Origin of the sequence: Streptomyces sp. GESEQ-35 (assembly GCF_017948485.1) — a bacterium.
Classification (GTDB): Bacteria; Actinomycetota; Actinomycetes; order Streptomycetales; family Streptomycetaceae; genus Streptomyces.
Genome location: NZ_JAFFSX010000007.1, coordinates 227,153 through 247,776 on the forward strand (window position 1 = coordinate 227,153; position 20,624 = coordinate 247,776).

The following is a 20,624-nucleotide window of genomic DNA, read 5'->3' on the forward strand; positions in this document are numbered from 1 at the left end:
CTACCCATCTGAGCAAGGAGAACCACGGACATGACCTCGACGATCAGTAGACCGCGCCGCCGTACCCTCGCCGCTGCCGTTGCCACGGCCGCCGCGATGGGTGCCACCGCCCTCGCCACCGTCGGCGCGACCGCCGCCTCTGCTGCCGAAGTGCCCCTGAGCGGATATGAGTTGACCTGGGGCATCAAGCAGTCGTACCGCTCGTACGTGACCGGCATGGCGGCCGGCAGCTTCACGGCGTCGGACGGGGCGTCGCAGGCGGCGGACAATGGCGCGTTCACTTTCGTGGACGGCGTGGGCACCTACGACTCCACCGCTCACACGGTGGATCTTGCCTTCAAGGGCAGCCTGAACATCAAGTCCGCGCTGCATGGTTTCGAGATCGGCCTGTCCGACGTCAAGTTCGACAGCGCGGCCGCCGAGATCACCGCCGACGTGACGAAGAGCGGGGCGACTACGGACGACGTGCCGCTCGCCAAGGTCACCGTCACGCAGGCCATGACGGACATGGCGACCACGCTCACGAAGGAGGCGGCGGACGTCTTCGGCAGCGCGAGTTACGAGAACGCGGCGGGTGATCCGTTGTCGGTGGTGAAGACGGCGAGCCCGTCACCGACCACGTCTCCCTCTCCGTCGCCGAGCGAGAGCACGTCGCCGTCCCAGTCGCCCTCGCAGTCCGTGTCCCCGACCGTGTCGACATCGCCGTCCGGCAGCGCGAGCCCCTCGGTGACCGCTTCCGAGCCCGCGACGGAGGGCGAGGTCGTCGACGGCACGCTCGGCTGGGGTGTGAAGGAGTCGTTCCGTACGTACGTGGTGGGCAGCGTGGCGAACGGGGAGATCACGGCGTCGGGGGGTGCGACGCAGGCCGCGGGCAACGGGGTGTTCACGTTCGTCGACGCCACGGGGACGTATGACGCGGACGCCGATGCGCTGAGCGCTGCTTTTGAGGGCTCGGTGAACTTCAAGGGTCACGAGGAGAACGGCACGTACGGGCTCGACCTCACCCTGGCTGACGTCAAGGTGACGGTGGAGGACGGCACGGGCGAACTCACGGCGGACGTCACCAGCCTGGGCGAGAAGTCCGAGGACGTGGTTCTGGCCGATCTGACGGCGGGCGGCGGGGAGTTGGTGGCGAAGAACGACGTCATCACCTTGTCGGACGTCACCGCGAAGCTCACCGCCGAGGGGGCGGACGCCTTCGCCGGCTTTTACACGGAGGGCACGGAACTCGATCCGGTGGACCTCTCGGTGGCTCTGACGGACGACGCGGAACTCCCGACCGGTGAGCCCTCGGCCTCCACGGGCACGGGTGCCTCCGGCGGTACGGCGGGTTCCACGACCGGCGGTGTAACGGGCGGCCTCGCCTCGACCGGCTCGGACGTGCCGGTCGGTGCGCTGGGTACCGCTGCCGCGGTGGCTGTGGCGGCGGGTGCGGGTGTGGTGTTCTCGGTCCGTCGGCGGCGTGCGGCTGAGTAGTGCCGGGTGCCTCCCGGCGGGGGTGCGGGTTTGTGGGGGTGCGCGTTGCGCCTTTCGGTTTGTGGGGGTCGGGGACGTGGTGGGGGTGTCCGTCCTCGGAACGGCGCGGAATCGGTCTCTTACCAACTCGCCCGTGTTGACGCGCCAACCGCTGCGGGCGGACACCCCCACCACGTCCCCTTCTCGCCGCGGACGACTGCGGGTCCGTGCACCGGCCCGCCCCCGCCGCCGAGTGGTGTTTCAATGCCGGGGTGACTGATTACGACGTGCTGCGTGTGTTCTGCGGTGCAGGGGGCGGGTACGGCAACGAACTCGGCGTCGTCCGCGAGGGTTCGGCGATGCCCGAGCGGGACGAGCGGCAGGCCTTCGCGGCGAAACTCGGGTTCAGCGAGATCGTGTTCGTGGATGATCCCGAGCGGGGGGTCGTCGACATCTACACGCCCAGCGTTCGGCTGCCGTTCGCCGGGCACCCTTGCGTCGGCACGGCCTGGCTCCTCGACGTCCCCGAACTCGTCACCCCGGCCGGGGTGGTCGGGGCCCGTCTGGACGGTGAGTTCAGCTGGATCGAAGCGCGGCCGGAGTGGGCGCCGCCGCGCACCCTGCGTCAGTACGCCACGGCCGCCGAGGTCGAGGACCTGCCGGTGCCGCCACCCGGCGAGTGGGTGTACGCCTGGGCCTGGGAGGACGAGGCCGCCGGCCGTGTCCGCGCCCGTGGCTTCCCCGGCCGCGCCGACGGCATCGACGAGGACGAGGCGACAGGCGCGGCGGCCCTTCTGCTCACGCGCCTGCTGGGCCGGGCCCTCAACATCAGCCAGGGCGCGGGCTCCCAGATCCTGACGGCTCCGCAGCCGGGCGGCTGGGTGGAGGTCGGGGGACGGGTGTTCCTGGAACGCTAGTTCCGGTGCCCGCCGACCTGCTGAAGCGGCGATTCCGTCCCTAGCCTTGCCCTGCGTGAGGACGGGCCTTCCGGCATGCGTCGCTTCGCGCCGGGAGGCTTCGTGTCGAGCGACCACTACAGCAGTCAACTTCCGGCGGAATACCGCCGCGAGGACATCTTCCCGTGTCTGTCGTACGACGCTCAGATCTACTTCGCGTGCGCCCACTGCCGCCGCGAATTCCGCCTGAACCAGACACTGAACCTGGGCGATCCGACCGTCTACGGCGGCAGAGACTGCCCGTCGGGTGACAGGGGGACGCTGAGGCTGGTGGTGCACCGGTTCGATCAGGAGGCCCTCTGTCACGACTGCGGCCGGCAGTGGAACGTGCGGGTGACCGGCTTCGACCCGGTGGTGTGCCCGCAGTGCCACTCCCGGCACTACCTCGCCCTCTCGACCTGGCTGCGGCCGCCAATGCCGGCCCGCTTCCACGAGCTCACCCCCCTCGGCGCCGAGCCACGGGCTCACGAGTGGGGCCATGACGCGGACGCCGACGCCGAACTCGTACACGAACAGCTCGAATACATCGGCATGCTGTCCAACCCGGACCAGTATCTGGTGCCGGCGATCCTCTTCCTGAACCGGCTGCGGACCACGGGCGAACACGACCCGGCACGGGTCTGGATCCTGACCAACCTCCACGGTCTGATGCTGCGCGAGTACTACCGGCAGACCGGTGAACTCACGGCGGGAACCGCCGCCGTGGAGGTGCTCGGGGAGATCGGCGAAGCCTCGCCGGATCCCTTCGAGCGGGGCCTGCTGCTGCACAACGTGGCCATGGCCGCCTACAGCCTGTTGGCCCGCCAACAGCCCGAGCTGCACTTCTACGGTGGCCCGGAGCACTACCGGAGCATCGGCACCGACGCCGCCCGCCGGGCGATCGCCTCCTACGAGTCGCTCCAGGCCACCGCAGATGCCGAACTCGACGACTCGCTGCGCCTGCAGATCGCCCGGGTGCGGCACGTCCTCGCCGATCTCCTCAAGGCGGGAGCCGCGTCGGCGGCCACCCTTGCTGCGGCGCTCGACCTGTTGGACCAGGTTGTCGCCGAGCCTGTCCTTCCTGAGGACATGCGGATCGCGGCACGGCGCTCTCGGGCCGAGGTCGTCCACCGGTCGGCGGACCGGGCCGGCACACCGCCAGGGCAGGTCCTGGACGACCTTTCGGCCAGCCTGCCGGAGCTGGAGAACCTGCCCCTCTGGGAACAGAACTCGTTGCTGTCGAGCGTCGCGGAGTACCGCGAGAGGACCGGCGACCTGGCCGGGGCGCTGGACTTCCAGCAGCGTGCGGCCCAGGCCGCCGAGGACGCGCTGATACGCGCCGACGACGAGACGAGCCTGGGACAGCTCGGCCGTCAGTACGGACATACCTTTGCCCTGCTGACCCGTGTCGAGGTGAAGTGTGGTCGGCCGCGTGCCGCGCTGGCGGCCGTGGAGAGGGTGCGCGCGGCGACGGTGAGGTTCGGGCATCAGGGCGAGACCGATGCGCGGCAGCGGTTCGAGGCCGAGCTCACGCGCCTGTTCGGCGGCCCCGGCAGCGGAGTTCGTCCGGGCCCGGACTCGAGCGGGGGTGAGCAGGGACCCACCGCACAGGCGCTCGCCGCCCTGCACCGCGCGGGGTGGCCGCGGACCACGGCGTACTGTGCGTTGTCCGGAGCGGCGGGTGAGGTGACCGCCGTGCTCGCCATGCCGGACGGCACGGACCGATGGGAGGTTCGGGGTCTCCAATGGCCGGTGCGCGAGCGGGAGTTCATGCACATGACGCAGGGGATCAACCTGGAACACGGCGTGTTCCGCGAGCGGCGTCTGGCGGTCGCTTGCGCCATGGCCCGCGCGGTCCTCTTCGATCAGCTGCTGCCCACTCTGCGCGCTTGGGGCGCCCATGGACTGGCCATCAGCGCGCCGGGCCTGCTCAGCCACCTCCCGTACGAGGCGGTGCCGACCTCCGAAACCGGCGTGCTCGGCGACGAGTTCGAGGTGTTCTACCTCCCGTCACTCCAGCTCGGAGCCATGCTTCGGGCTCGCCACGACGGACCTGGACATGTCTCTCGGGCGCTGGCCGTGGTGCACGGTGGTGAAGGACTGCCCGGCGCGCGGTGGGAGGCGGAGCGGTTGGCCGAGCTGTGGGGGAACCGGCTCGATGTCCTGGATGGCGCCGAACACCACAAGAAGGACGTCCTCGACGCCCTGGCCGGCGACTACGACGTCGTCCACTTCGCCTGCCACGGTTCCTACGATCTGCTGCGCCCCCTGGAGTCCGCGCTCTATCTCACCAACGACCAGGGCCGGGACGCCCGCCGGCTCACGGCCGCTGACCTTATGGGACGCTCCTTCACGCGTGCTCCGGTGGTCACGCTGGCCGCCTGCGAGTCGGGACTGACGTCGTACGGGATGACCAGCGACTGCACAGGGCTCACCGGTGGTCTGCTGAGGATGGGCGCGCGGGGCGTGATCGCCAGCCGCTGGGCGGTGAAGACCGCCGCAGAGGTGGGGCAGGAGCTGGCGGCGGAGCGGTTCACGGACCTCGTCCACAGGTCGCTGGCCGACGGCACCGGCGTCTCGGGGCGGCTGGCCGTCACCTCGGCGCAACGTGAACTGGCCCGGCAGGGCAACGGAATCGAGGACTGGGCCGCGTTCTCGTATCTGGGCATACCGTGAGCGGTAAGCGCGGGACGCCGGCCGAGAAGGGGGACGCGGATGGAACAGGTCACGATCGAGGTGCGCATCGACACCCAGGAACCGGACGCGGTGCGTGCCGTCGAAGAGGTCTTCGACGCGGTTCCCGGCGCGACGGCGGAGCGGTGGCCCGATGTCAGGACAGTCGACCCGGTGACGGTCCTCGCCGTCGTCGGTAATGCCGCCGCCCTTCTGCAGGCGCTGATCGCCCTGCGCGACACCTGGCGGTCGCGTCGCTCGGCTCCTGGCGTCCTGGCGGGCAACGCGGACGGCTCCACCGTGGCCGTCACCGTGGCCACGGTGGAGGAGCTGCGACGCCTCCTCGAACCGGAGACCGAGGGAGACGAGGAAGGTGACGAAGAGGAGGGCAGGGGAGCCTAGGGGCGGGGGCGCGGGGCGGGGGGTGCGCCGTGATGTCCTCGCTCACGCCGACAGCGGGAACTCCTCGCCCAAGGCCCGGAAGACCGCCGTGTTGAGTGCGAATGCCCTCTTGCACTCCCCGATGATGCGCTGCTTTTCGAGGTCGTCCGCGTGGACCTGGTCCAGCAGCTCTCGGTAACCCCGCTTGAACGCCGCCGGGTTGGCGATCTCCTCGAACACGTAGAAGCGGACCCCGTCGCCCTTCCTCGCGAAGCCCCAGGTCCGCTCCGCCTTGTCGCGGATGATCTGGCCGCCGGAGAGGTCGCCGAGGTAGCGGGTGTAGTGGTGGGCGATGTAGCCCGCCGGCCAGGCGTCGGCGCACTCGGCGATACGGGTCGCGTAGCTGCGGGTGGCCGGGAGCGCGGTGAGGGTCGCGCGCCAGTCGGGGCCGCGCAGGTGCTCCAGGTCCCGTTCCAGCGCCGGCAGCCGGAAGAGTTCCGGCTGGATGAAGGGGCCGGCCACCGGATCCGACGCCAGCCGCCCGGCACCGGTCTCCAGTGCCTCGTACACGAACCACAACTGCTCGGTGTAGCGCGTGTACGCGTCGACGCCGAGCTTTCCGCCGAGCAGGTCGCTCATGAACGTCGAGGTCTCTGCCTCCACGTGCTGTTCGTGGGACGCGGTGCGGATGAGTGTCGAGAAGGAGTCCATGAACCCAGATTTTCTATGGTTAGGCTTACCTAAGTCAACCACTTCCCGACCCCCTGTCGGGAAACTTGCCGACGTCCTGTCGGTAAAAGGATACCCGCAGCTTCGGTCGGGCACCCATACGAAAGCCCGCCCTCCTGGAGAAAGAGGGCGGGCTTGCGGGGCGGTGGGTGGTTACGGGAGCGTCAGGATCTCCGCTCCGGTCTCCGTCGCCACCAGCGTGTGCTCGAACTGGGCCGTCCGCCTGCGGTCCTTCGTGACGACCGTCCAGCCGTCGTCCCACATGTCGTACTCGTGGGTTCCCAGTGTCAGCATCGGCTCGATCGTGAAGGTCATGCCGGGCTGGATGGTGGAGGTTGCGTGCGGGCTGTCGTAGTGCGGGATGATCAGGCCCGAGTGGAAGGACGAGTTGATGCCGTGGCCCGTGAAGTCCCGGACCACTCCGTAGCCGAACCGTTTCGCGTAGGACTCGATGACCCTGCCGATGATGTTGATCTGGCGGCCCGGCTTCACCGCCTTGATCGCTCGGGTCAGGGACTCGCGGGTGCGGTCCACGAGGAGGCGGCTCTCCTCGTCCACCTCGCCCACCAGGTACGTCGCGTTGTTGTCGCCGTGCACCCCGCCGATGTACGCCGTCACATCGAGATTGATGATGTCGCCGTCGCGCAGGACGGTGGAGTCGGGGATGCCGTGGCAGATGACCTCGTTGAGGCTGGTGCACAGGGACTTCGGGAAGCCTCGGTAGCCGAGCGTCGACGGGTAGGCGCCGTGGTCGCACATGTAGTCGTGCGCCGCCTTGTCCAACTCGTCCGTGGTCACCCCGGGGGCGATCAGCTTGGCCGCCTCCGCCATCGCTTGCGCCGCGATGCGGCCGGCTACGCGCATCGCCTCGATCGTCTCGGGCGTCTGCACCTCCGGACCGGTGTACGGCGTCGGCGCGGGCTTGCCGACGTACTCGGGACGACGGATGTTCCCGGGCACGGGACGGGTGGGAGACAGCTCCCCTGGTACGAGCAGCGACTGGCCAGACATGCCAGCGAGTCTAGACGGCGGGCATGGGGGAACATGTCTGTGGTGAAAGGAGCCGGTCATGGCCCTGTTCAAGAAGCGGACCGTCGGGAAGCCGGGCGAGTGGTACTACTGCCTGGAGCACAAGAAGGTGGAGGAGGGGCCGGAGTGTCCCGCCAAGGACCGCTTCGGGCCGTACGCCACCCGCGCGGAGGCCGAGCACGCGATGGAGACCGCCCGCGAGCGGAATCTGGAGTGGGAGAACGACCCCCGGTGGCACGATGCCTCGGCGGGCGGCAAAACCGACGATGACTGATGACGATGACGATGGCTGATTAGGCCTTCGCCGGTGTGGCCGTGGCGCGCTGTTTGCGCTGCCGTACCGCGTGCTCGTTGGTGCGCTCGTCGTACTTCATCAGCTTCGGCAGGCACACTGCCAGGAGTCCTACCGCGCCGGCACACAGCAGGCCGCCCGACCAGACCGACGCCCGTACGCCCCACAGTGCGGCGAAGCCGCCCGAGCGGACCTGGCCCACGGTCGGTCCCACCGAGTACGACAGCAGTTCGATCCCGGCGAGCCTGCCGCGCAGCTCGTCCGGGATCGTCTGGTTCCACATGGCCGCGCGGAAGATCCCGCTGACCATGTCGCAGCCGCCGGCCACGGTCAGGAACAGCAGCACGAGCCATACGTTGCCGACGACGCCGGCGGCCGCGATCGCCAGGCCCCAGAAGGCTGCCGACACCACCACCATGCGGCCGTGGCGGTGGATGCGGGCCGTCCAGCCGCTCGTCGCGCTCACCAGCATCGCGCCGAGCGGGACCGTCGCGTACATCAGGCCCAGCGCCCACTCCGCGTCCAGCTCGTCCGCGAGGAACGGCAGTACGGCCAGCGGCATCGCCAGGAACATCGCGGCGAGGTCGACGGCGTAGGTGCCGAGGAGTTCCTTGCGGCTCCACGCGTACCGGGCGCCCTCGGCGATGGCCTTCAGGGACGGTTTCGCCGCCTCGTGGGAGGCGGGGGAGGAGGCGATACGGATCATCAGTACGGCGGAGACGGCGAAGGTGGCCAGGTCGGCGCCGTACGCCCAGCCCAGGCCCGCGTACGCCACGACCACACCCGCCAGCGCCGGGCCCGCGACCCCGCCGAGCGTCCAGCGGAACGCGTTCAGCGAGGCCGCCGCCGGCAGATGCTCATGGGCCACGATCCGGGGCCAGAGTGAGTCGAGCGCGGGCCGCTGCACGGAGAACAGGGCGGAGGACAGGGCGGCGACGACGTAGAGGGGCCAGATGGTGGGGTGCGGGAGGAGTGCGTTGATCAGCAGGGCCGCGGTGAGCAGGCCCTGGCCGGCCTCCGTCCAGAGGATCAGCTTGCGCTTGTCCCAGGCGTCCGCGAGTGCCCCGCCGTACAGCCCGAAGACCAGCAGCGGTATGAGTTCCACCGCTCCGATCGCGCCCACCGCTGCCGCCGATCCGGTCAGCTCCTTCAGCTGTACCGGCAGCGCCACGAACGTCAGAAAACTCCCGAAGTTCGAGATCAGCCCCGACCACCACAGCCGCCGGAAGTCACGGGAGGCCCGCCAGGGAGCGAGATCGGGGAGCAGGGCCCGGAGGCCGGACGGGGGGCTGGGGGCGGGATCGTCGGTCACGGGGAGTCATGTTCGGGCGGGGGCGGGAGCAGGGGCAACTGCTTTTCGCCGTACCTGCCTGCCGAAGGCAGCCAACCGACCGAGACGGGTGGGTGGGTGGGAAATGTATTACCAAGGGGTGGGGGGCGGTGCGGTCAACTCGTCCGCCAGCCGCGACAACCTGTCCCGGAAACGCCGCCGCCCTCTCGGAACGGGCAATGAGTTCTCTCCGGCCGCCGCGCTGACAAGGTGCTGCACGGTATCCAGGTCCAGCTCAGCCGCGTCCGGCACGGCCAGCCCTTCATGTGCCATCGTCGCCAACTCCCCCTCGCCGGCAGCAAGGCTGAGCACCGTCACCCCGGCCCGCCGAGCATCGTGCACCCGTTCGAGCAGGGGAGGAGAGGCACCCCCTGCCGAGACCACCAGCAGCGTCTCTCCACGCCGGGCCGCCGCCAGCCGCCCCAGCCCCACCGCCAGGTGCGCCGGATCCGAGGGACGCGCGTCATGTCGTACGAGAGTCGGCGACAGCTCCGGCGTCCCCGACCAGGCCGCCTCGTCCACCAGATGGGCGGCCAGATGCCACGGCTCGTACGTGGGTGTGCCCACCAGGAGCAGGCCGCCGCCGTGCGACACCACCGAGCCCCGCAGCACCCCCGCGAAGCGGCGCGTGGCTCCCAACCACTCGGTCCCGGCGAGCACTTCGCGCAGCAGCGCGACACGTACGGCATCCATGCGACGGCATCCTGCCGCAACCCGCCACTCGTGATGTGGAGTTCACCGCGAATTCGCCCATCATGGGCAGAGGGCGGGGTCAGCACAGCACAATTCATGAGGAGTCCGCCGATGACAGACACCAGCGTCCCCTTCCGCGCCGGCGACGACGGCTACGCCAGCTACCGGATCCCGGCGGTCGTCGCCACCGCCTCCGGCGCCCTCCTCGCCTTCTGCGAGGGCCGCGTCGAGTCCGCGAGCGACCACGGCCATATCGACATCGTCCTGAAACGCTCCACGGACGGCGGTCGCACCTGGGGGGCGTTGCAGGTCGTCGCCCACAACGGCACCGACCTCGCCGGCAACCCCGCCCCCGTCGTCCTCGACACCGGCCGCGTCCTGCTCGTCCAGGTCCGCAACGCCGCCGGTGCCACCGAGGCCGCGATCGTGCGCGGCGAGGTGAAGGACGTGGACGGGCGCCGGGTGTGGGTGCAGCACAGTGATGACGAGGGGGTGACGTGGTCCGAGCCCCGGGAGATCACCCAGCAGGTCAAGGAGCCGGGCTGGCGCTGGTACGCCACCACCCCCGGCCACGCCCTCCAGCTGAGCACCGGCCGGGTCGTCGTCCCCGCCAACCACACCGTGCCACCCACCGGCACCGACCTCGGCAACGAGCCGCAGTACAACGGCGGCCACTGTTTGCTGAGTGACGACCGGGGCGAGAACTGGTACCTCGGTTACGTCGACGACAGCGCGAGCGACTACATCAACGCCAACGAGACCACCGCCGCCGAACTCCCGGACGGGCGCGTCTACTTCAACACCCGCACCGACTCGCGGTCTCCCGGCAAGCGTGCCGACGCCCACTCCGAGGACGGCGGCCGGACTCTGGTGAAGCCGTTCCGCCCGCAGGCCGGCCTGACCGCCCCCGTCTGCGAGGCGAGCGTCCTCCAGATCCGCGACCCCGATCTGCTCCTGTACTCCGGTCCCGCCAACGGCCGCGCCCTGATGACCGTGCGTGCCTCCGTCGACGGCGGTACCACCTGGCGGCCGGTGTTCACGGTCGACGGTCTGCCGGCCGGGTACTCCGACCTCGTCCGCGTCGACGCGGCCACCGTCGGACTCCTCTACGAGACGGGCGACTTCGGCCCGTACGAGACGATCAGCTTCCGGCGCGTCCCTGTGACGGAGCTCACCTGACCCGGTGGGGCCGTGGGGGCGGACGTAAAGTCGGCCCATGACCTCTACCGACAGTGCTGCACAGAAGCCCGCGAAGGCCCCCGCCAAGGACCCCTGGGACCTGCCCGACGTCTCCGGTCTCGTCGTCGGTGTGCTCGGCGGGACCGGGCCGCAGGGCAAGGGCCTCGCCTACCGGCTGGCCCGGTCCGGCCAGAAGGTGATCATCGGCTCGCGGGCCGCCGAGCGCGCGCAGGCCGCCGCTGAGGAACTGGGACATGGCGTCGAGGGCGCCGACAACGCCGAGACGGCGCGCCGCAGTGATGTGGTGATCGTCGCCGTGCCCTGGGAGGGGCATGGCAAGACGCTCGAATCCTTGCGGGAGGAGCTTGCGGGCAAGCTTGTCGTCGACTGCGTCAATCCGCTCGGTTTCGACAAGAAGGGCGCCTACGCGCTGAAGCCGGAGGAGGGCAGCGCCGCCGAGCAGGCCGCCGCCCTGCTGCCGGACTCGCGGGTGACCGCTGCCTTCCATCATCTGTCGGCGGTGCTGCTGGAGGACCCGGAGATCCAGGAGATCGACACCGATGTGATGGTGCTGGGGGAGGAGCGGGCCGATGTGGAGGTCGTGCAGGCGCTCGCCGGGCGTATCCCGGGCATGCGCGGCATCTTCGCCGGGCGGCTGCGCAACGCCCATCAGGTCGAGTCGCTGGTGGCGAATCTGATCTCCGTGAACCGCCGGTACAAGGCACACGCGGGGCTCCGCATCACGGACGTATGAGCCGATGGGGGACACTGGAGGCCGTCAGTCCATCCGCCGGTCCATCCGCAGTGTCCCCCTGATTCTCTTCACAGGAGCCGACCCCATGCCCCGCCTTGCCCTGTACGCCCTCGCCGTCTGCATCCTCGCCGTCGCCGCGGCCGTCGTCTCCTTCGTGCAGGGCAGCTGGCTGGGTGTCGTGTGGGTGCTGCTGGCCGGGCTGTCCTCCAACATGACCTGGTACTACATCAAGCGCGGCAAGGTCGGCCGGGACTCCGTCAGGGGCTGACCTGGCAGTACTCGTTCGCGCCCTGCCAGAAGCGGTACAGGTCCTGACCGCAGTAGGTCTCGAAGTCGGTGATCCCCATGGCGGACAGGATCGAGTCCACGGCGTCGAAGAACACGCTGTTGATCGACGGCACCCACAGCAGCGCGAACACGAACAGCAGGCCGAACGGCGCGAACGGCTCCACCTGGCGCTTGACGTTGTGCGACAGCCAGGGCTCGATGACCCCGTAGCCGTCCAGACCGGGCACCGGCAGGAAGTTCAGGATCGCGGCCGTGACCTGGAGCAGCGCCAGGAACGCGAGGGCGTACTGGAAGTCGCGCGGTACGCCGTCGAGCGCGTCGAGCCAGAAGGGTGCGGTGCAGACGGCGGCGAAGAGGACGTTCGTCAGCGGACCGGCCGCGGAGATGAGGCTGTGCCGCCAGCGGCCCCGGATCCGGCCGCGCTCGATGAAGACGGCACCGCCGGGGAGCCCGATCCCGCCCATGATCACGAACAGCACGGGCAGCACGATGCTGAGCAGGGCGTGTGTGTACTTCAGCGGGTTGAGGGTGAGATAGCCCTTCGAGCCGACCGAGATGTCGCCGCTGTGCAGCGCGGTGCGCGCGTGTGCGTATTCGTGCAGGCACAGGGAGACGATCCACGCCGCCGTCACGAACAGGAACACGGCCACGCCGGGCTGCTCGGCGAACCCGGTCCAGGTGGCCCATCCCGTGACCGCCGTGACGGCCAGGATCCCGAGGAAGACGGGACTGATCCGCCGGTCACTGCGGCGGGTGGTGGCGGTGGTCATCGGGCTCCCCCTGGACTCATGTGCAATGCGGTGGGACTGCCCGACGGTACCGGGCCCACGAGGGAAACGTCTCTCGATGGGTTGTGGGTTCCGTGGAAACCCCCGCCTCTCGGCTCCTCGCGGTTCATGCGCGTGTAAACCCGGAGGCAGGGCCGGGGCGACAGCAGGGACAATGGGCCCGTGCGCTATCGCATCCTCGGTACCACTCAGGCACTCCGCACCGACGGCACCACCGTTCCGGTCGGCGGTGCGCGCCTTCGTGCCCTGCTGACCGTGCTCGCGCTGCGGCCAGGGCGGACCGTGCCGGTGAGCCTGCTGGTCGACGAGGTGTGGGACGGGGAGGCGCCCGCCGATGCGACGGGGGCGGTGCAGGCGCTGGTGGGGCGGCTGCGCAGGGCGCTCGGGGCGGATGCCGTCGAGTCCCTGGAGGGCGGGTACCGGCTCTCCGCCGCGGGCGACGACATCGACCTGCACCGATTCGAGCGGCTCGTCGGCGACGGCATGCGTGCCCTCGCCGACGGCGACCCCGCCAAAGCGGCCGTCGTCCTCGACGACGCCCTCGCCCTGTGGCGCGGCCCCGCCCTCGCCGACCTCCCCGACCGCACCGCGGAGGCGGCCCGCTGCGAGACCCGGCGGCTGGACGCGCTCCGCGCCCGCCACGCCGCCGCCCTCGCTCTCGGCCAGGCCGAGCAGTCCCTGCCCGAGCTGACCGCCCTGTGCGACAGCCACCCCCTTGACGAGCCCCTCCAGGCCCTGCGTCTGCGCGCCCTGCGCGACACCGGGCGGGCCGCCGAAGCGCTGGCCGCCTATGACGACGTACGACAACTGCTCGCGGACCGGCTCGGGTCCGATCCCGGGGTCGAACTGCGGGCGCTGCACGGGGAGTTGCTGAACCCCGAGGAGGCCGTGCAGGTCGCGGGCCGGCCGCTCGGCAACCTCCGTGCCCGCCTCACCTCCTTCGTCGGCCGGGAGGCCGACATCGATGCCATCCGCGGGGATCTCGCCGCCGCCCGGCTCGTCACGCTGCTCGGGCCAGGCGGGGCGGGCAAGACACGGCTCTCGCAGGAGGCCGCCGAGGCCGCGCGGGACGCCGCCCGGGACGGGGTGTGGCTGGCCGAGCTGGCGCCCGTCGACGACCCCGCCGCCGTGCCGGAGGCCGTGCTCACCGCGGTCGGCGCCCGCGAGACCGTGCTGTACGGGGCCGGGGCGGAAGAGATTCGGGCCGGCCTGGAGCGGCATGACGACCCCCTCACGCGTCTCACCGAGCACTGCGGCCGGCGCCGGATGCTGATCGTCCTCGACAACTGCGAGCATGTCGTCGAGGCCGCCGCCCGGCTGGTCGAGCAGCTGCTGGAGCGGTGCCCGGGACTCACCGTCCTGGCCACCAGCCGTGAACCCCTCGGCGTACCGGGGGAGTTGCTGCGGCCCGTGGAGCCGCTGCCGGAGCCCGTGGCGCTGCGGCTGCTCGCGGACCGGGGGGCCGCCGCCCGGCCCGGTTTCCGGATCGAGAGCGATCCCGAGGCCGCCGCCGAGATCTGCCGGCGGCTCGACGGGCTGCCCCTCGCCATCGAGCTCGCGGCCGCCCGGCTACGGATGTTGACGCCCCGTCAGATCGTCGACCGGCTCGACGACCGCTTCCGGCTGCTCACCTCCGGCAGCCGCACCGTGCTGCCCCGCCAGCAGACCCTGCGTGCCGTCGTCGACTGGTCCTGGGACCTGCTCGACGAGGACGAACGCGACGTCCTGTGCCGGCTGTCGGTGTTCGCCGGCGGCTGCGACCTCGCCGCCGCCGAAGCGGTCTGCGGGCCGGCCGCCCTCGACGCGCTCGGCTCCCTCGTCGACAAGTCCCTTGTCGTGGCGGCCCCTTCGGGCGAGGGCGGCGAGATGCGCTACCGGCTCCTGGAGACCGTCGCCGAGTACGCGGGCGAGCGGCTCGACGAGGTGGGTGACCGGGCAGCCGCCGAACGTGCGCATCTGACGTACTTCCGCGAACTCGCCCGCACCACCGACCCGTTGCTGCGCGGCCGGGAACAGGCCGCCGCCATCGCACTGCTGGAGCGCGAGTACGAGAACCTGCGCACCGCCCTGCGCCACGCCGTCGCCCTCCACGACGAGCAGGAAGCGCTGTGCCTGGTGTTGTCGCTGGGCTGGTACTGGCAGATGCGCGACCTGCGTATCGAGGCCCGCACCTGGTCACGCGAGGTCATGGCCCTTGGCCCCGACCCGTTCGCCGCACCCGTGCGCACGGCCGACCCGCTGTGGGAGCGCTGCACGGACGTGCCGCCGCCCTGGACGGGCCTGGTCCTCGACGAGGCACGGCGCGGCGTCCATCTGATCCATCTCGCCTGCATGGACACCGAGTTGGACGCCTGGCAGACCCCCGAGGCGCAAGAGAAGCTGCGGGCCATCGCCGCGAGCTACGAGCCCGGCCTGCCGCAGACCTGCCGCAGCCCCGGCCTGCTCTGGTTCTTCGCTGTGATGATGACCGGCGACATGGACCGGGTGCGCACGATCGGCGACGCCACCGTCCGTACCTGCCGGAGCGCGCCCGGCTACGAGTGGGAGCTGGCCAGCTGTCTGCAGATGCGTGCCAACCTCCTGGCCAACCGCGCCGACTGGGCCGGAGACGCCGCCCGCGACGCCGACGAGTCGCTGGAGATCTACCGGCGCCTCGGCGACGCCTGGGGCATCGCGGAGGCGCTCTCCGCCCGCGCCGAGGCCCGCGAACGCGAGGGCGACTACCGCCTCGCCGTCGTGGACTTCGAGGCGGCCATCGAGCAGGCCGACCGGCTCGGCGCCCGCGGCCACACAGCCGTGCTCCGCGCCCGCCTCGGCAGCGCACTGCTGGAGGCGGGCGAGGCCGAGCGCGGCGAACGCATCCTGCGCGACGTCGTCGCCCAGCAGAACGGCTTCCACAACGAGGCCATGCCCGCCGCCCGGCTCTTCCTCGCCGGCTGGCTCGGCATGACCGACCGCGTCCCGGAGGCGCGCGAGCACCTCCGGCTGCTGCGCGAGGAGTTCGCCATCGCCCACTTCGTCGTCTTCGACGCCTTCATCCTGGGGGCGGAGGCCTGGCTGGACGCGGTCGACGGCTGCCACGAGGAGTCCCTGGACCACATTCGGCGAGCGCTGGAGCATGCCCGGGACCCACTGTCCGAGGCCATTGCGCCGCACATGCGCTCGGCGTATCTGACCACCGCGGCCGTCGCCCTGGCGGGCCTCGACGGCGGCCGCCGTGCCCGCGACGCCGCCCGCTGCCTCGGCGCGGCCGACGCCGCGATGCCGCCCCGCCACATCCGGTCGACCCTGGAGCGCACCTGCCGCGAGCGGGCCGAGCAGCCCCTCCGCGAACTGCTCGGCGACGAGGAGTACCAGACGGCGTACGCGGAGGGCGGCGGCCTCTCCCCGGAAGAGGCCGCCGCCCTGGTGTGAGGTGGGTCAGCTCTTGGTGCGGAACTTGTGGATCGCGTACGGCGCCGCCACCGCCGTGATCGCCGCCGACCAGCCCAGCGTCACCCACAGGTCGTGCGCGACCGGACCGCCCACCATCAGTCCGCGCGCCGCGTCCGCGAGCGTGGAGAGCGGGTTGTAGTCGGTGAAGGCCTGGAGCCAGCCCGGCATCGTGTCGGTCGGCGTGAAGATCGACGAGCCGAACTGCAACGGGAACAGCACCAGGAAGCCCATCGCCTGCACGGACTGCGCGTTCTTCAGGACCACGCCCAGGGTGAGGAACACCCACATGATCGACGAGGCGAACACCGCGGACAGGCCCACGGCCGCGAACAGTCCGGGCCAGTTGGTGATGTCGAAACCGACCAGCAGGGCGACGATCATCAGCACGGTCGTCGCGAACAGCATCCGCGCCAGCTCGACCGAGATCTTCGCGAACAGCACCGAGCCGCGCCCGATCGGCAGGGACCGGAAGCGGTCCATGACACCGGAGTTGAAGTCCTGGCTGAAGCCGGTGCCGACGCCCTGGGACATCGTCATGGCCATCATCGCCAGCATGCCGGGGATCACGTACTGCACGTACGCGTCCTGCCCGCCGCCCAGGGCCTGCCCGATCGAGCCGCCGAAGACGAACACGAACAGCAGGGTGAAGACGACCGGCATCAGCAGCGCGTCGAACATCGACTCGGGGTCCTGCCGGATCCACAGCAGGTTGCGGCGGACCAGTGCCCCCGTGTGGCGCAGATGGCCCCGCAGGGGGATGCGGGCGTCGTCCTTCAGGTCTGTCGGGTGGGTGGCGATGGCGCTCATACGGCGACCTCCTCGCGTGCGTCGGCGGGCGCGGCGTCCTGCGGGGCGCTCGCTCGGTGGCCGGTCAGGGACAGGAACACCTCGTCCAGGCTGGGCAGTTCGGTGGTGATCGAGCTGATCGTGATGCCCTGGGCGATGACCGCGCCGGTCACGGCGGTGAGCTGCTCGTCGCTGAGGATCGGCACCAGGACGCTGCCGCCCTCGGTGTCGACGGTGGTGGTGGCGAGGCCCGTGATGCCCAGCTCGTCCAGGTCGCGGGCGAGCGGCCGGAGTTGGAGCGGGTCCGCCGGCTTGACCCGCAGCGTGCGGCCGCCGACCTTCGCCTTCAGCTCCTCGATCTCGCCTCCCGCGATCACCTTGCCGCGGTCCACGACCGTCAGCTCGGAGGCCAGCTGCTCGGCCTCCTCCATGTACTGGGTGGTCAGCAGGACGGTCACACCCTCCCCGACCATCCGCTTGACCTCGACCCACACCTCGTTGCGGGTGCGCGGGTCCAGGCCGGTCGTGGGCTCGTCGAGGAAGAGCACGGCAGGGCGGCCGATCATCGACGCGGCCAGGTCCAGCCGGCGCCGCATACCGCCGGAGTACGTGTTCACCGGGCGCTTGGCGGCGTCCGTCAGCGAGAAGCGCTCCAGGAGTGCGTCGGCGCGGGCCCGGGCCTCCTTGCGCGGCAGGTCGAGCAGCCGCCCGATCATGTACAGGTTCTCCCAGCCGGGAAGCTTCTCGTCCACGGAGGCGTACTGCCCCGTGAGCCCGATCACCCGGCGCAGCTGCCGGGGCTGCCGTACGACGTCGTACCCGGCGACGGTGGCCTGTCCGGTGTCCGGCGTGATGAGGGTGGACAGAATCCGTACGAGGGTGGTCTTTCCGGCCCCGTTCGGCCCGAGCACACCCATCACGGTGCCCTCGCGCACGTCCAGGTCGACGCCGTCCAGCGCCTTGGTCTCGCCGTAGTGCTTGACCAGCCCCCGCACGCTCACTGCGACTGTGGCGTTCTTGTCGATTCGCGTCATGGCAGTGACAGTGCCAGGGCCCACCGACAAACCACCGACAGGGCGCCGACAGCTCGCCGACGCGCCCCTTCACACACCACAGCCCCGCCGACGGGGGAAGATCGGCGGGGCTGCTCGGTGGTGCCGCAGTGGCTCTGTACGTCAGTGGACGGAGTGCTCCTCCAGCGGGAACGTTCCGCCGACGACGTCCTCGGCGAACGCCTTGGCGGCGTTGCCCATGACCGCACGCAGATCGGCGTACTGCTTCACGAACTTCGGCACCCGGCCGCCGGTCAGCCCCAGCATGTCGGTCCAGACGAGGACCTGCGCGTCCGTCTCCGGCCCCGCCCCGATCCCGACGGTCGGGATGTGCAGCGTCCGCGTCACCTCGGCCGCCAGCTCCGCCGGCACCAGCTCCAGCACCACCGCGAACGCACCCGCGTCCTGTACGGCCTTGGCGTCCCGCAGCAGCTGGTGCGCGGCCTCCTCGCCGCGCCCCTGGACGCGGTACCCCATCGCGTTCACGGACTGCGGCGTCAGGCCGATGTGCGCCATCACCGGGATCCCGGACTCGACCAGCAGCTCGATCTGCCGGTGCGACCGCTCGCCGCCCTCCAGCTTGACGGCCCCGACCCCGGCCTCCTTCACCAGCCGGGTCGCCGAGCGCAGCGCCTGCACCGGACCCTCCTGGTAGGACCCGAAGGGCAGGTCGCCGACGATGAGGGCGCGTGACGTGCCCCGTACGACGGCTGCCGACAGCATGGTCATCTCGTCGAGTGTGACGGGCACGGTCGTTTCGTACCCGAGGTGGCAGTTGCCCGCCGAGTCGCCGACGAGCATGACCGGGATGCCGGCCTCGTCGAAGACGGACGCGGTCATCGCGTCGTACGCGGTGAGCATGGGCCACTTCTCGCCGCGCTCCTTGGCGGTGGCGAGGTCGCGAACAGTGATACGGCGAGTGCCCTTGCCCCCGTACAGCGTCTTGCTGCCGTCGGAAGGTTTCTGCTGTGCAGTGGGGGCAGCCGAAAGCTGCGTCATGGCAACGGCTCCTTACGTCATCTCGAGGCACCCTGACGGCGTCCCCGGATCACCTCCATGGTGGCACCTCGTGCCAGAGGACGGCTAGAGGACCCTCGTCACGTAAGCGTGGTGCCGCACGTAAGAGCTGGGTAAAAGATTTACAATACGAGACGGTCTCGTATCGTAAAGGCCCTACGCTCGACGCCATGACTACCCCTGCCGTCCCCGAAGCTCCCCGGATACCGGAAGCCGTCCACCGGCGCCGCTGGGCGATCCTCGGCGTCCTGATGCTGAGCCTGCTGATCGTGGTGCTCGACAACTCCATCCTGAACGTCGCCATCAAGACGATCTCGACCCCCGCTCCGACCGGTCTGGGCGCCACCCAGAGCGAGCTGGAGTGGGCGATCAACTCCTACACCCTGGTCTTCGCCGGTCTGCTCTTCACGGCCGGCCTCCTCGGCGACCGCCTGGGCCGCAAGAAGGTCCTGCTCGGCGGCCTCGTCCTGTTCGGCATCGGATCCGCCCTCGCCGCCTCGTCCGGTACGCCCGGCGAGCTGATCACCTTCCGTGCGGTGATGGGCTTCGGTGCCGCCTTCGTCATGCCGGCCACCCTCGCCGTCCTCATGCACGTCTTCGAGCGCGAGGAGCAGCCGAAGGCCATCGGCATCTGGGCGGGCGGCGTCGGTCTCGCCATCGCCATCGGCCCGATCACCGGCGGTGTCCTCCTGGACCACTTCTGGTGGGGCTCGGTCTTCCTCATCAACGTGCCGATCGTGATCGTCGCGGTCGCGCTGATGGTGTGGCTCGTCCCGGACTCCCGCGACCCGAAGCCCGGCCGGATCGACCCGGTCGGCGTGGTCCTGTCGGTGGTGGGCCTGGTCCTGCTCGTCTACGGCATCATCAAGGGCGGCCAGCTCGCCGACTTCGCCGACCCGCAGGTGCTGGCGACGATCGGTGCGGGCCTCGCCGTACTCGTCGGCTTCGTCGTGTTCGAGGCGCGCAGCGACCATCCGTCCATCGACGTCAAGTACTTCAAGAACAAGGTCTTCTCGGCCGCGATCGCCGCCATCGCGCTGGTCTTCTTCGCGCTGATGGGCGTGACCTTCTTCTCCGTCTTCTACACCCAGAGCGTGCGCGGCTACTCGCCACTGGAGACCGGTCTGCTGATGCTGCCGCTGGCCGTCGCGCAGCTGATCTTCGCGCCGAGGGCCCGGCTGGTGGTGGACCGCTTCGGCTACAGGGCGACGACCACGGCCGGGATGCTGATCATCGCCGCGATGCTGGCCGCGTTCGCCACGCTGGAGGCGGACACGCCGATCTGGATCCTCGAGGTGATCTTCTTCTTCATGGGCACCGGCATGGCCCACATCATGACCCCGACCAGCGTCGTCATCATGCAGGCCCTGCCCCGCGAGAAGGCCGGCTCCGCCTCCGCCCTCAGCAACACCTTCCGCCAGGTCGGCGGCGCCCTGGGCATCGCGGTGCTCGGCTCCGTCCTGTCGACGGCCTACCGCACGGGCATCGAGGACAAGCTGGCCGTCCTGCCCGCGGGCCTGCGCCACACCGCCGGCGAGTCCATCGAGGCCACGCTCGGCGTCGCAGCGAAGCTCGGCCCCCAGGGCCGGTCCCTCATCACCCCCGCCAACGACGCCTTCCTGCACGCCATGCACCTCACCGCGCTGTGTGGGGCGGGGGTCGCGCTGATCGGAGCCGTCGTGGTGGGCCTGTTCCTGCCGGGGAAGATGACGGCACCGCAGGAGGGCAAGGAGCAGCAGGAGTTGGTGGCGGCCGAGTAAGGACGTGCCCGGGGGAGAATCACCTCAGGCCACAGAAGGGACGGAGCA

General features: G+C 70.5%; 18 protein-coding genes. 10 read left to right on the forward strand and 8 right to left on the reverse strand.

Annotation, left to right across the window (positions count from 1 at the left end; translation table 11 throughout):
* Window positions 1-30: 30 nt before the first annotated feature.
* The 4 genes from KCH87_RS16565 (at window position 31) to KCH87_RS16580 (ending at window position 5,465) form a co-directional block, all read left to right on the forward strand.
* Entirely contained in the window at window positions 31-1,476 is a 1,446-nt protein-coding gene (locus KCH87_RS16565) for an HtaA domain-containing protein (RefSeq protein WP_210586856.1), read from the forward strand.
* A 251-nt stretch (window positions 1,477-1,727) separates the two neighbouring features.
* Window positions 1,728-2,372, forward strand: a complete 645-nt coding sequence (locus KCH87_RS16570; RefSeq protein WP_210586857.1) for a PhzF family phenazine biosynthesis protein — start codon at window positions 1,728-1,730, stop codon at window positions 2,370-2,372.
* A gap of 75 nt (window positions 2,373-2,447) precedes the next feature.
* Complete coding sequence (locus KCH87_RS16575) at window positions 2,448-5,066, forward strand: CHAT domain-containing protein (RefSeq protein ID WP_210586858.1); 2,619 nt, start codon at window positions 2,448-2,450, stop codon at window positions 5,064-5,066.
* Between the two features lie 39 nt (window positions 5,067-5,105).
* Window positions 5,106-5,465: a hypothetical protein gene (locus KCH87_RS16580; protein WP_210586859.1), complete on the forward strand. Its 360-nt coding sequence runs from the start codon at window positions 5,106-5,108 to the stop codon at window positions 5,463-5,465.
* Window positions 5,466-5,507: 42 nt separating this feature from the next.
* Here KCH87_RS16580 and KCH87_RS16585 read toward each other — a convergent pair whose 3' ends face one another.
* Entirely contained in the window at window positions 5,508-6,155 is a 648-nt protein-coding gene (locus KCH87_RS16585; protein WP_210586860.1) for a heme oxygenase (biliverdin-producing), read from the reverse strand.
* 171 nt (window positions 6,156-6,326) lie between these two features.
* A complete protein-coding gene (map, locus tag KCH87_RS16590; protein WP_210586861.1) occupies window positions 6,327-7,184 on the reverse strand; it encodes a type I methionyl aminopeptidase in 858 nt (285 codons plus the stop codon).
* Window positions 7,185-7,242: 58 nt separating this feature from the next.
* On the opposite strand from map, the gene KCH87_RS16595 reads away from it, so the two are divergent.
* Window positions 7,243-7,476 carry a hypothetical protein gene (locus KCH87_RS16595; RefSeq protein WP_210586862.1) on the forward strand — a complete coding sequence of 78 codons (234 nt, stop codon included), beginning with the start codon at window positions 7,243-7,245 and terminating at the stop codon, window positions 7,474-7,476.
* A 19-nt stretch (window positions 7,477-7,495) separates the two neighbouring features.
* On the opposite strand, the gene KCH87_RS16600 is transcribed toward KCH87_RS16595, so the two are convergent.
* Both KCH87_RS16600 and KCH87_RS16605 read right to left on the reverse strand, forming a co-directional pair.
* Window positions 7,496-8,806 carry an MFS transporter gene (locus tag KCH87_RS16600; RefSeq protein ID WP_210586863.1) on the reverse strand — a complete coding sequence of 437 codons (1,311 nt, stop codon included), beginning with the start codon at window positions 8,804-8,806 and terminating at the stop codon, window positions 7,496-7,498.
* A gap of 108 nt (window positions 8,807-8,914) precedes the next feature.
* Window positions 8,915-9,517 carry a hypothetical protein gene (locus KCH87_RS16605; protein ID WP_210586864.1) on the reverse strand — a complete coding sequence of 201 codons (603 nt, stop codon included), beginning with the start codon at window positions 9,515-9,517 and terminating at the stop codon, window positions 8,915-8,917.
* A gap of 111 nt (window positions 9,518-9,628) precedes the next feature.
* On the opposite strand from KCH87_RS16605, the gene KCH87_RS16610 reads away from it, so the two are divergent.
* From KCH87_RS16610 to KCH87_RS16620, 3 genes are all read left to right on the forward strand, one after another.
* Complete coding sequence (locus KCH87_RS16610) at window positions 9,629-10,696, forward strand: exo-alpha-sialidase (RefSeq protein WP_210586865.1); 1,068 nt, start codon at window positions 9,629-9,631, stop codon at window positions 10,694-10,696.
* Between the two features lie 37 nt (window positions 10,697-10,733).
* Window positions 10,734-11,450, forward strand: coding sequence for an NADPH-dependent F420 reductase (gene npdG, locus KCH87_RS16615; RefSeq protein WP_210586866.1), 717 nt, complete (start codon window positions 10,734-10,736; stop codon window positions 11,448-11,450).
* Window positions 11,451-11,535: 85 nt separating this feature from the next.
* Window positions 11,536-11,718: a hypothetical protein gene (locus tag KCH87_RS16620; RefSeq protein ID WP_210586867.1), complete on the forward strand. Its 183-nt coding sequence runs from the start codon at window positions 11,536-11,538 to the stop codon at window positions 11,716-11,718.
* Here KCH87_RS16620 and KCH87_RS16625 read toward each other — a convergent pair.
* Window positions 11,708-12,508, reverse strand: coding sequence for a site-2 protease family protein (locus KCH87_RS16625; protein WP_210586868.1), 801 nt, complete (start codon window positions 12,506-12,508; stop codon window positions 11,708-11,710). The two genes, KCH87_RS16620 and KCH87_RS16625, sit on opposite strands and share 11 nt — an antisense overlap.
* Window positions 12,509-12,688: 180 nt before the next feature.
* Here KCH87_RS16625 and KCH87_RS16630 point away from each other — a divergent pair, with 180 nt between their 5' ends.
* The gene (locus tag KCH87_RS16630) at window positions 12,689-15,940 is read left to right on the forward strand and encodes a BTAD domain-containing putative transcriptional regulator (protein ID WP_210586869.1); all 3,252 of its coding nucleotides are present in this window, start codon (window positions 12,689-12,691) and stop codon (window positions 15,938-15,940) included.
* 6 nt (window positions 15,941-15,946) lie between these two features.
* Here the strand turns inward: KCH87_RS16630 and KCH87_RS16635 are convergent, their stop codons facing one another.
* From KCH87_RS16635 to panB, 3 genes are all read right to left on the reverse strand, one after another.
* Window positions 15,947-16,768, reverse strand: coding sequence for an ABC transporter permease (locus KCH87_RS16635; RefSeq protein ID WP_210586870.1), 822 nt, complete (start codon window positions 16,766-16,768; stop codon window positions 15,947-15,949).
* Window positions 16,765-17,781 (reverse strand): ATP-binding cassette domain-containing protein, encoded by a 1,017-nt coding sequence (locus tag KCH87_RS16640; protein ID WP_210586871.1) that lies wholly within the window; start codon window positions 17,779-17,781, stop codon window positions 16,765-16,767. Before KCH87_RS16640 ends, KCH87_RS16635 begins: the two co-directional genes overlap by 4 nt.
* 141 nt (window positions 17,782-17,922) lie before the next feature.
* Window positions 17,923-18,798, reverse strand: coding sequence for a 3-methyl-2-oxobutanoate hydroxymethyltransferase (panB, locus tag KCH87_RS16645; protein ID WP_210586872.1), 876 nt, complete (start codon window positions 18,796-18,798; stop codon window positions 17,923-17,925).
* Window positions 18,799-18,986: 188 nt separating this feature from the next.
* On the opposite strand from panB, the gene KCH87_RS16650 reads away from it, so the two are divergent.
* Window positions 18,987-20,576, forward strand: coding sequence for an MFS transporter (locus KCH87_RS16650; protein WP_210586873.1), 1,590 nt, complete (start codon window positions 18,987-18,989; stop codon window positions 20,574-20,576).
* The last annotated feature ends 48 nt before the right edge of the window (window positions 20,577-20,624 follow it).